Origin of the sequence: Streptomyces sp. NPDC004667, from assembly GCF_040609475.1 — a bacterium.
Taxonomy (GTDB): domain Bacteria; phylum Actinomycetota; class Actinomycetes; order Streptomycetales; family Streptomycetaceae; genus Streptomyces.
In genome coordinates, this window is sequence record NZ_JBEXKC010000021.1 from 100,286 (window position 1) to 110,325 (window position 10,040).

The 10,040-nt window shown below is 70.2% G+C and carries 11 protein-coding genes; 4 read left to right on the top strand and 7 right to left on the bottom strand.

Annotated features, from left to right (window positions below):
• Nucleotides 1-12: 12 nt before the first annotated feature.
• The 3 genes from ABZW32_RS15035 to ABZW32_RS15045 form a co-directional block, all read right to left on the bottom strand.
• Nucleotides 13-378 (bottom strand): hypothetical protein, encoded by a 366-nt coding sequence (locus ABZW32_RS15035; RefSeq protein WP_356215553.1) that lies wholly within the window; start codon nt 376-378, stop codon nt 13-15.
• Nucleotides 375-1,499 carry a helix-turn-helix transcriptional regulator gene (locus tag ABZW32_RS15040; RefSeq protein WP_356215555.1) on the bottom strand — a complete coding sequence of 375 codons (1,125 nt, stop codon included), beginning with the start codon at nt 1,497-1,499 and terminating at the stop codon, nt 375-377. The genes ABZW32_RS15035 and ABZW32_RS15040 overlap by 4 nt, the downstream gene beginning before the upstream one ends.
• A 165-nt stretch (nt 1,500-1,664) precedes the next feature.
• The gene (locus ABZW32_RS15045; RefSeq protein WP_356215557.1) at nt 1,665-1,937 is read right to left on the bottom strand and encodes a hypothetical protein; all 273 of its coding nucleotides are present in this window, start codon (nt 1,935-1,937) and stop codon (nt 1,665-1,667) included.
• 731 nt (nt 1,938-2,668) lie between these two features.
• Here ABZW32_RS15045 and ABZW32_RS15050 point away from each other — a divergent pair.
• A complete protein-coding gene (locus tag ABZW32_RS15050) occupies nt 2,669-3,628 on the top strand; it encodes a sigma-70 family RNA polymerase sigma factor (protein ID WP_356215559.1) in 960 nt (319 codons plus the stop codon).
• Between the two features lie 115 nt (nt 3,629-3,743).
• On the opposite strand, the gene ABZW32_RS15055 is transcribed toward ABZW32_RS15050, so the two are convergent.
• Both ABZW32_RS15055 and ABZW32_RS15060 read right to left on the bottom strand, forming a co-directional pair.
• The gene (locus ABZW32_RS15055; protein ID WP_356215561.1) at nt 3,744-4,100 is read right to left on the bottom strand and encodes a DUF6233 domain-containing protein; all 357 of its coding nucleotides are present in this window, start codon (nt 4,098-4,100) and stop codon (nt 3,744-3,746) included.
• A 3-nt stretch (nt 4,101-4,103) separates the two neighbouring features.
• Nucleotides 4,104-4,478 (bottom strand): hypothetical protein, encoded by a 375-nt coding sequence (locus tag ABZW32_RS15060; protein WP_356215563.1) that lies wholly within the window; start codon nt 4,476-4,478, stop codon nt 4,104-4,106.
• A gap of 142 nt (nt 4,479-4,620) precedes the next feature.
• On the opposite strand from ABZW32_RS15060, the gene ABZW32_RS15065 reads away from it, so the two are divergent.
• The 3 genes from ABZW32_RS15065 to ABZW32_RS15075 all read left to right on the top strand — a co-directional run bounded on the left by ABZW32_RS15065 (nt 4,621) and on the right by ABZW32_RS15075 (nt 6,801).
• The gene (locus ABZW32_RS15065; RefSeq protein WP_356215580.1) at nt 4,621-5,502 is read left to right on the top strand and encodes a Ku protein; all 882 of its coding nucleotides are present in this window, start codon (nt 4,621-4,623) and stop codon (nt 5,500-5,502) included.
• A gap of 103 nt (nt 5,503-5,605) precedes the next feature.
• Nucleotides 5,606-6,343, top strand: a complete 738-nt coding sequence (locus ABZW32_RS15070) for a hypothetical protein (RefSeq protein WP_356215564.1) — start codon at nt 5,606-5,608, stop codon at nt 6,341-6,343.
• Between the two features lie 197 nt (nt 6,344-6,540).
• The gene (locus ABZW32_RS15075) at nt 6,541-6,801 is read left to right on the top strand and encodes a hypothetical protein (protein ID WP_356215566.1); all 261 of its coding nucleotides are present in this window, start codon (nt 6,541-6,543) and stop codon (nt 6,799-6,801) included.
• Between the two features lie 82 nt (nt 6,802-6,883).
• Here ABZW32_RS15075 and ABZW32_RS15080 read toward each other — a convergent pair whose 3' ends face one another.
• Both ABZW32_RS15080 and ABZW32_RS15085 read right to left on the bottom strand, forming a co-directional pair.
• Nucleotides 6,884-9,550, bottom strand: a complete 2,667-nt coding sequence (locus tag ABZW32_RS15080) for an ATP/GTP-binding protein (protein ID WP_356215568.1) — start codon at nt 9,548-9,550, stop codon at nt 6,884-6,886.
• Nucleotides 9,551-9,660: 110 nt separating this feature from the next.
• A complete protein-coding gene (locus tag ABZW32_RS15085; RefSeq protein WP_356215570.1) occupies nt 9,661-9,867 on the bottom strand; it encodes a hypothetical protein in 207 nt (68 codons plus the stop codon).
• Between the last annotated feature and the right edge of the window lie 173 nt (nt 9,868-10,040).

Here is a 10,040-nt window from a genome sequence, read left to right on the forward strand (position 1 = left end):
TCAAGGCGGCCGTCAAGGGGATCCGAACCCTGCTGAACGTTCGAGGAAGCGGACTTTGCCGGGGCACAGGCCGGTAAGCGCGGCGGTGGCCTGGGTGTTGTAGCCGAGGGCTGCAAGGGTGCGGATGTCGTCGCGGTCGGTGCGTGGGCTATGGCGGTGGACATGGGTGCGTAGGTGTTCCCAGGCGCGCTGGGCGGGGGCGTGGTCGGTGATGATGTCGCGCCAGGCGGCGAGGATGGCGGTGAAGGTGTCTCGTACGGCGTGGTCGGCGTCGCGAGGGCCGAGGTGGGCGCGGGCGTAGGCGGTGTAGTGCGTCTGCTGGAGGGTCTGGAAGGCTTCGAAGGCCAGGCGCTGGGTGTCCGGGGTGTGGTGGTTCATGGTTCGGGCTCCGGTTCGGTCCTGGCGGGAACGGGTTGTTCGTCGGATGCGTCCTGTGTCTGGGGTGCGGGCTGGGTGGCCTGCCAGAGGGCTCGGAGTTCGGCCGGGCGGCCGCGCAGGGCGAGGATGATGCGGGCGGTGGTCTCCCAGTCGGGGACGTGATCGCCCTTGAGGATGCGGGCGATTTCGCCAGCGTTCAGGGGGCGGCCGGCGCCGAGGCTGCAGACCTTCCGGATGGTTCCCAGGTCTGGGCTGTCCGCGGCCAGGTGGAGGCTCTTGAGGGAGAGCCAGAGCTGGCGGGCTGCGGCCGTGGGGTCGGCGGGTGGTGGGGCGGGGGCATGGCTGGGTGGCCGCTGGGCGTCTTCCCACAGGACCCGTAAAACGGTCAGGTCCGCTTCGCAGACGGCAGCGAACTGCCGGACAACGTCCCAGGACGGTCCGCGGCTGCCGGCCAGCAGACGCGACAGGTGGGAGGGGGAGATGCCCATGTCGAGGGCGGTCTCCTTGATGGAGCGCGCGGTCTTGCGCTGCAGGAAGGACAGAGCGCAGGCGAGCTGCTGGCGCGGGGTCTGGGTCGGCTTAAGAGGAATGTGGTCAGGGCCGTCGTCGGTGTGGTCGCCGGCAGGGTGTCCGGTGTGGGTGGCGGTGCGCTGGGCGGGGATGCAGGGGGTTGGGCGGGCGGCGCGGGCGGTGCGCACGCGGGCCAGGCGCCGGGTGACGCGGTCGGGTGTCCACCGTTTGCGGAGGTGGTCGGGGCTGGAGCCGGTTCCGGTGGCCATGTCCTTCCAGGATTCACCGCGGGCGCGGCCGCGGGCGACGGCAGCAGCCTTGGCGTCCTCGACCAGGTTCTCGATGGTGAGGAGCTGCTGAAGGATCTGGTGGGTGGGGGGTTCGGAGAGCTGCTGGGAGATCAGGCGGGTGACCTCCAGCTGGAGGTCGTGGGTGGCGGTCTGGAGGTCCTGGTCCTGCTCGACGTGGTCGGGCGGGCCTGAGGTCCGGGATGCGTAGCGGCACTTGTCCGAGCAGTGGGCTCGCGGGCGGCCGGGTCCGATGGGCACGGAGTAGGGGTTGCCGCACTGCGTGCATTTGCGGAAGTGCTGGCGTGGGGCGGGGATGGGCATCAGGTGCCCCTTTCGGGGGAAAGCGTCAGGGAATTTGGTGGCCCGCTGCGGTCCCGTACGGCCGCTGGGCAGGGAAAACCCCTGGGTAACGGCCTGATCGGGCATGTTGGGCTGGCATAGGCCACCGGCCCTGATAGGCGGGCCGGTGGCCAGGGGTGGCGAATTTCAGAATCGGCGAACCCGCTTGTAGACGAGCCGACTGCCCGCCGCCAGCACCGAAATAGCCATGGCCAAAGCCGTGAGGACCGCAGGGTCGGAGACCCCTGTGATGAGGATGATGGGCAGCACGGGCAGGGCGATGAACAGTCCACCGCCCGCCGTGACCGCCAAGTCATCGGCCGTGCAAGTTTCCCCTGATGCAAAAGGGGCCATGATACCTTCGGCACCTGATTCCGGCGCCCGTAACGGGCGTTGGCGGCGATTGCGATTGTTCGGCACGAAGTGCTCCCTCAGGGCATAGGTGTAGACGCAGTCAAAGTCGCACGGTTGAACAAGGCCCTGGCTGTGGTTTGGACCCCCCTGCCAGGGCACTTGCCGTTTCCGGCATATACCGGTGAGCGGGACGATAACCCCCGAGCAGTGTGCAGCGCCACGCGCACAGAGGGTTATGGCCGCATGTGCCCAGCCGGGCACACAAACCTCTGTTCACCCCGGGCATCGCTTCAGTTCACGCCCATGCATATTTATGGTCGCACTCGACCAAGAACGATCCGATGATGCATCAGAACGACAATCGGTGCGGAAGTTGTCATGGATCGTGGCGGGGACGAGTTCCGATATGCCGTCTTCTGTGGCGGCAAGCTCCATCCTCGAAGGCATCCACGAGTGCCCAGCGCCATGGCCAGCCACCCCGCCGCCAGAGCGTGAAGGCCGGAGCACACGCCCCTGGCGCCGGCAACAGCGCCCGCGCACCCCTGTCTCTGAGCGCGGCCAGGCGCCACGGCCTCGCCGGGAAGCTCTACCAGCGTTGCCAGGGCGGCATCGGGGACCAGACCGGCGCCCCGCAGCGCTGGCGGAAGCCTGGTGCGCCGCCTGACCCAGGTTCAGCACCGCGGGGGCCGCCGACCAAGATTTTTTGAGGTTTTCCTCTCCGGGCCCGTCCAAAGCCGGGTCTGCTTGCCTCATGTGCAGCGGCCGACCCACCTGCGGCGGTCGTGAGGAGAACCGAGATGACCGACCTGATCCCCCTGGCCACACCCTGCCTGGGGTGCGCCACCCCCGTCGACCTGCTGGAGTCTCAGGGTCCCGCCGAAGGTGCCATCACGGAGTACCTCGACCCATCCCGGTGGTGCGACCGGTGTCTGCGCCACTACGACGACTGGGACCGCTTCTTCCTGCTCTACCAGCCGCGGGTGCGCAGGTTCTGTCTGGACAGGCTGGAGGGGCTGCTGCCCAGGCATGAGGACTTCCGGCAGGCCGCCGAAGACATCGCTCAGGAGACGATGACCGTCGCTCTCCGGCGCTTCGGGGACTGGGACCAGCCCGAGCGTGCGATCTGGACCACCGCCCGCCGCAAGATCTACAAGATGTGCGCGGCCTACCGCTTCGTGACCGAGGACGGCTTCACCATCACGGTCAGGCACACCTCCTCTGCCGTCCCGGAGGACCTCAGCCGCAGCGGTACCCCCGATCCCGCCCAGGCGGTCGTCGACAAGATCGCGCTGTACTCGGCGCTCTCCCGGATTCCCCGCCCCCAGCAGGAGGCCCTCCTGACCCACCTGGCCTTCCAGATTCCGGCGGCAGAAGCCGGCCAGCGGCTGGACCGGCCGGCGTCAACGGTCAAGACCCAGGCGGGCAGCGGACTCACCCGTATGCGACGAGCAGCCGCCAAGGGTGCCTTCATCGCCCTGCCGGGAGCCGGCCTCGTAGGCCTGTATGAGATCTTCCAGCAGATTCCCCTGGACGCCCTCACGGACAGCGTCGTTGATGCACTCAACCACCCCGCCCCCTACCCCGTGCTGATCAGCTTCGCCCTCCAGCGCGCCATCCCCTACCTCCGCGACCGTTACCGAGCCCACCGCCGGGCCCGCGCCAACGGCAAGACCGCCTCGACGGACCGCTACGACCGGTACGACCGGTACAACCGTTCGACTGGCAAGGGCCGCCGCCGCTTCCATCGCGAGGTCTGACACCCAGAACCGCAGCTCCTCCCATCCTGCTGCCCGCGCATGAACACCGGTGGGTGCCTTCACGAGGCGTGCGGCACCCACCAGCCGGCACCCCGACGCGGCAGTCCCGCCCTCGTCAGCGGTCCAGGAGACCCAGCTCGCTGTCGGGCCGGCACAGCGGGCACGCCAGCACGTCCGGAGCCGTGAGAAGTAGTTCGCGGACGCTCTGGGCGGTGGAGGGTCTGCCGCGGCTGGTCATGGGGCACAGGCCGGTGTGGGCGCGCTCGGGGGTGCGGCGGGCTCCGATGCCGTACTCGATCCACCACTGAGGCGGCTCCTGCGGCGGCCGGCGCCGGGCCTTCTCCGCCTCGACGGTGCGGACCGCGGTGATCCTCTCGTCGACGCGGGCGAGGACCAGCTCCAGCCAGCGGCGTATCAGCAGGAGTTGGGCCAGTTCCGGAGGCAGGGGCAGGAGTGGGTCGGAGCCGAACACGGTCTACGCCGCCTTGGCCTCTGCGGGCTCGTCGTTCGGTTCGTCCGCGGGGCGGGTCCGCTTCTTCAGGTCCATGCGGGCGGAGACCCGGGTCTCCGCCGGGACGGTCGCCCAGTGGGGGTGGTCCCCTACGGCGATGGCCAGTTCGCGGAGCTCACGCTGCAGCCGGGCCGCTGTCTCCTTCTCCTCCTCGCTCCAGCCGGGGCTGTCGGGGACGTCGCCCCGGTGGGAGTAGCGCTCGCCGCGGGCCCAGCCCTTCATGGGCTCCACGCTCCACGGCAGGCTGGCGAGGAAGGCGCGGTGCTCGGCGTGGGCACGGTGGAGCTGTTCTTGCAGCTTGATCAGATCGTCCGGGAAGCATCCGGCGGAGGCAGTCACCTCATTATCGTAAACCTGTTCGATTTAATAGCGGAAGTCGACGCTCCGCCTGATCCCCCGGACGGCCCCGCCCGGCTGCCAGCCCGACGCACCGCAGCAGCCTCGGTGGGAGGCTGGAAGAGGGGCACGAGCGGAGGTGACAGTGCGCCCCATCTGGTCCGGTGCGATCTCCTTCGGCCTGGTCACCATCCCCATCAAGGTGGTCCCGGCGACCGAGTCGCACGACATCAGCTTCCGGCAGATCCACACCTCCGACGGCGGCCGGGTCCGCTACCGCAAGGTGTGCGAGCTCGACGGCCAGGAGCTCGGCCAGGACGACATCGTCCGCGGCTACGAGACCGCCACCGGCACCCTCATCCCGGTCACCGACCAGGACCTCGACAACCTGCCCCTGCCGACCGCCAAGGCCATCGAGATCGTGTCCTTCGTGCCGGCCGCGAGTATCGACCCCATCCAGATCGGCGCCTCCTACTACCTCGCCGCAACCGAAAGCGTCGCCGCGAAGCCGTACGAGCTGTTGCGCCGAGCTCTGGAGCGCAGCAGCAAGGTGGCGGTGGCGAAGTTCGCGATGCGCGACCGCGAGCGGCTGGGGCTCCTGCGGGTCAAGGAGAACGCGATCATGCTGCACGCCCTGCGGTGGCCCGACGAGATCCGCTCCACTTCCCAGGTCCCGGTCCCCGACACGGCTGTCTCCGAGCAGGAGGTGGATGCCGCCGTCCGGCTCGCAGAGACCCTCGCCGGGACCGGCCTGGAGGAAATGCGCGACGACTACCGGGCCGCCCTGGAGGAGGTCATCGCGGCGAAGGCCGGCACCGGCATTCCACCCGCGACGGCTGAGGAGAGCCTGCCCGCCTCGGCTGGGGTCGTTGACCTCATGGCCATGCTGGAGAAGTCGGTCCAGGATGCCAAGGCCACCCGGCGTGAGCCCGCGACGGTTCACGACCTCCCCGCCAGGAAGACGGCCCCGAAGAGGACCGCCGCCAAGAAGTCCACGGCAAAGGGGAAGCCGAGCCGCAGCGCCTGATCCACCGCGACCTCAGGTTTCACCCCGTCCGGCAGCTGGAGCTGGCCTGATCCTTTGGAGTGTTGGTCCGGCGGCGGAGCCGCTCCTGCCCTAGCGTGCGCTCATGCCCGAAGCCCTGCCGCCCCGCAAACGGTCGGCTCTCCTGGCCCGCCTGCGAACCGGCCAGGACCTTTCCGACGCCGCGCAGCTGATCGGCATCGCGATCAGGGCGGTTTTCACGGCAGCCCGCACCGACACGGCACTGACCCTGGCGCTGGCCGGAGTGGATCCCGACGAGCAGGGCGCGGCGGGGATCACCGGCCGTGCCGACTACCTGCGCCTGCTCGCTCTCGGCTGCACGCCGACCCTGGCGTCGCAGATTCTCTTCGGCGGCGGCGGCCAGGCAGGGAAATGGCGCAGCGAGGATTTGGCCTTCGGGGCTGCCTGCGACGCGGCTGCGGCGGCCTCTCCGGGTCGGGCCGGGGTCCGGGCGCCCCGCTTCACCCCCGAACGCCGCCAGGCGTTCCTCGTCCACCTCGATGCCGGCCTGACCGTCACCGCCGCGGCCGCCGAGATCGGCATCACCACCGCCGTCGTATATCAGCGCCGGCGGCGCGATCCCGCCTTCGCCGCCGCCATGACCGAAGCCCTCCGCACCCCGCGCCCGAGCAGCACAACCGCTGCCGTCGGCGAAGAACAGTGGAAGGAGTTCTACCGGCAGCTGCGCAGGACCGGCGTCATGCGCCAAGCCGCCCTCGCTGCGGGTATCCAGCCAGAAGCGGTCTACCACCGGCGCCGCTCGGATCCCGGCTTCGCCGAGAAGACCGACCGGCTGCGGGACAAGGCCGGCACAACGAGTTGATACACGCACCCGCAGGGAGAAACGGCAGTGGTTGAGCCCAGTCCGGGGCAGCCGTAGGGCACCTGTGGCTGCTGGGTGTGGCCCACGCGTCGGGAGCTGAGTGAGAGGCCTGCGGAACCGGAGGTCGTACGGGGGTGCGGGCGCGATATCGTGGAGTCTTCTTATCTGCGGTTTTGTGATCTGGCAGGAGTGCCCGCGTGCCTGAGGACCCCATCGCCCACAGCGAGCTCGCTGCCCTGACCCGGCGCCACGAGCAGGCTCAGGATCAGAACGTCCGCGAGTTTGGGATCATCAAGAGCGAGCTGACCACCCTCCAGCTCAAGGTCAGCAACCTCGACCAGAAGGTCGACACCCTGATGAGCACGGTCAGCGGCCTGGAGCAGAAGATCGACCGGAACCAGGCCCAGATCGTAGAGCTGCTCTCTCAGCTCGTCGGCCGGCGCCCCGACGCGGGCTGACTTCCCCGGGCCTGGTGCCCGGCCCGTACACGACGGCGGCCCCGACCAGTCACCTCTGGTCGGGGCCGTGATGCGTCCTGGGTCAGGTTCCGGCGAGCAGGTGTTCCTGCCGGGTCTGGACGAGGCCCCGCCATGCGGAGCGGACGTCGTCTTCGCTCGTGGTCCAGCGGGTGGTCGACGGCCGCGTCAGGGGCAGGGCGCCCATGAAGTGGGCGATGTCGGTGAAGTAGGCGAAGTCGCCGGTGGTGGTCAGTGTGCGCAGCCGGTCGATGGTGTCGGCCAGGTGCTGGTCCTCGCCGCGGACGGCGTGGTGGAAGGCGAGGGCGAGCTCCACGAACCGGTGGAGGAAGGGGAGGCCCGCGGCCTCGATCTCGGCGTTCAGGCTTTGGGCGCGGTCGGTGACGCCGCTGGTTCCGGCGTCCTTGATCAGGGCGACGACCTTGGTGAGGAGGGTGTTGGAGCGCTGGTCGATGCCCTCGAGGAGCTGGTGGGCGAGGGCGAGCTCGTCGTCGGCTCGGTCGGGGTTGGCGAAGGAGACGGCGAGGGCGAGGCGGACCTGCATCATGGCGCGCTCGCCGGTGGCGCCGTGCTGCTCGGCTTCGGTACGGCCGGCTTCGATGGCGGCGACAGCGGCTGCGGTGTCGGCTTGGGACCAGCGGATGTCGCCGAGGACGCGGTGGTGGCGGCCTTTCCAGCCCAGGGTGGGGACGGCGGCCAGGGCGGTGGGGAAGTCTCCGGCGAGGCGGGCCAGGTTGGCCAGTCCGCGGCGGGCCTTTGGTGCGAGGCGCCCGTGGGCGTCGGCGACCTGCCGCATCCCGGCGCGGGCGGCGGCGCCCTGGTCGAGGTCCTTGTATGCCTTGGCCCGGTAGTACAGGGCCAGTTCGGTGACCTCGGTGGACAGCAGGGCGGAGTCGAGGACCTCGGTCAGCCGGTCCACCGTGCGCTGGCGGTGTTCGTGCTGGCGGCGGGTGATCGCGGTGAGGAGCTCGGCCAGGGCGTCCGCGGGCGTGTCCGGGGCGCCGGCGGTGTCGGTCGGGAGGGTGAGCGGCTCCCAGACGGAGTCGTCGGTGTAGGTGTAGGCGGCGTCCGTGAGCCAGCCGAGGTCGGCGAGATTGTGGTCGCGGGCCAGCCGCAGGCCCTGGCGCAGGCAGGCGACCAGGAGCAGGCGGCTGGGGCCGAGCGTGGTGGCTGCTGTCCACTGCTCGCCGAGGGCGGTCAGGGCGCGGGTGGCGGCCTGCTGCCAGTCGGCGTCCGTCCAGCGGTCCTCGCTGTGGGTGTCCTCGCGTACGGCGGTGCGGATCGCCCGGTGCAGGTGGTACGGCCACAGCGCGTACGGGTTCTCGGAGATCAGGGGGCGTTCGGTGAGGCGTCGGGCGCCAGCCTGCTGGGTGAGGCCGGCGGCCCGGGTGGCCAGCTCCAGGTCCCAGGCGTCGAGGAGGGAGACGCTGCGCAGGAGGTGGCGTTCCTCCGCGGTGAGGTCGGAGAGGGTGCGGGCGAGCAGGGCGGGGAAGGAGCAGTCGAAGTCCGCCGGGGTGGGTGTGCGGCCGGTGCGGCGGATCTCCAGGAACCGGGAGACGGCGAGGTCGAGGTGGAGAGGCAGACCGTGGGAGCGGCGGGTGATCGCGGCCCTGATGTCGGCGTCGATGAGGGGCCCGCCCTCGATGGTGAGCCGCTGGGCGAGATGGGTTTCGCAGTCCTCGGCGGACAGGTCCCCGATCAGGTGCTGGCGCCCGGTCGGTGCGTCGGTCCGGGGCCCGGGAACGCTCCGGGTGGTGGACAGGCCGGGCCAGGCGGTGGGGCCGGTCCAGTCGAGCTGGCCGTGGAGGGCCGGGTCGGCCCACAGCAGGCGGCTGCGCCCGGCGAGGACGAAGAAGACGTTCGGCATGAGCCAGACCAGGCGCTGCAGGAGGCGTTCAAGGTCGCGGTGGCGGTCCGTGGTGTCCTCGAAGGTGTCCAGCAGGACCACCGGGGTCACCGTCTTCTTCGCGGGCAGCCGGCTCAGGTCCCAGGCCAGCAGGTGCGGGTAGTACGACAGGGCTTCCAGGTCCGGGGTGGCTTCCAGCAGGGCCGCGGTCCGTGCGGCGCCGGCGAGGGCCTGGGCGCGTTCCTGGCGTTCACGCAGTGCGGTGACCAGGGCGGAGGTGAGCTGGCCTGCGGCCGAGCCGACCAGGCCGGGCAGTTGGAGGGCGGCCGCGAGTTCTCCGACGCCGGCCTGGAGCTGGCTGGGCAGCATGCTGGTGACCTTGCCCGCGATCCCGGTACGCCGGATGTATTCGTCGAGGGGCTCGCCGGGGTGGACCGTCTCCCAGTAGTTGCGCAGGGCCACGTCGAAGGACGGCAGGGTCCGGCCGAGTCCGCCGGCGAGCGCGAGGCGGATCGTCAGCAGGACGCGCTCGTAGTCCGATCCGGCCTGCGCGGAGCGGGACAGGTCGATCCGGATCGGCAGGAGCCGCTGCGTCCAGGCTGGTTCACCCCACTGAGCGGGGCGGTCATCGGCCGTGGTCAGGGCGGCCTCGATCTTGCGGAGCAGGGTGGACTTCCCGGCCCCGCCCACCCCGTGGAACATCACCACGTTCGTACGGGGGGACTCGAGGTCTTCGACGTCGAAGCCGGGCCGAGCCACGTGCTGCAGGTGCTCGCCGAGCGCGGCCGCGACCACCGCCCACTGGTGCTGACGGTCGGTGAACGCCTCCACCACGTCGTACTCCGACGGGTTGTTGGAGCTGAACAGCGCACGCAGGTCGGCCATGGTCCCCCCACAGGTGGTCGTCTCAACTGCCCAATCTATGCCGCATTGAGACCTGGTGCCGGAGCGGCTCCCTTGGCGGACGGCGCCGGGCCGCCAAGGGAGCCGGGCGCTTAGTTGGTTCCGGTCGCGCCGGTCTTCCGGATGATCAGCACCATGATGGCGCGAGCGTGGTTGGCCACGGCGCGCAGGTGCTCCCGGATGGTCTCCGCCTGCTTCTTGGCCTCGGGGCCGCACGGGGCGAGCGGGTTGGAGGCGAGGGCGACGAAGGAGATGCTGCCCATCACGAGCGGGACGGTCTGGTTGATCAGTTCGAGCACGGGTTTCCCCCCGGTGAGTTGTGAGTGTCGGTGTGTGCCGGGCGCCTCGGCACCACCTCAGAATCACGGCGGGGAAATCAAGATCGCAAACGGCCGGTTGGGCCTCGCGGAAAGTCTCGGAGGGGGTGTGGTGTGTTGTTCTCCCTACTCCGTACGGAGTAGGGAGAACAACA